This is a genomic window from Tepidibacillus infernus (assembly GCF_048898065.1).
Taxonomy (GTDB): domain Bacteria; phylum Bacillota; class Bacilli; order Tepidibacillales; family Tepidibacillaceae; genus Tepidibacillus_B; species Tepidibacillus_B infernus.
In genome coordinates this window covers 1-255 of record NZ_JBLWFI010000055.1, presented here as the reverse complement: position 1 = coordinate 255, position 255 = coordinate 1, and the positions used below count along the sequence as shown (strand labels likewise).

1 rRNA gene is annotated in these 255 nt (G+C 47.8%); it reads left to right on the top strand.

Annotated elements, in window-relative coordinates:
• Positions 1-45 precede the first annotated feature (45 nt).
• A 16S ribosomal RNA gene (locus TEPIDINF_RS15270) occupies positions 46-255 on the top strand; the annotation flags it as partial.

Here is a 255-nt window from a genome sequence, read left to right as displayed (position 1 = left end):
TGAATCACAGGACAAGAACTTCTAAGCAATAAATTGCTAAGAATTTCTATGGAGAGTTTGATCCTGGCTCAGGACGAACGCTGGCGGCGTGCCTAATACATGCAAGTCGAACGCTAGAGGTCAGAGACCAGAGGTCAGAAGTCAGATGCAAGCATCGCAAAGAAGCAATGGCATCATTTGATTGAACAATCAATCCGACTTCCGATTTCCGATCTCTGACTTCTGGAGTGGCGGACGGGTGAGTAACACGTGGGC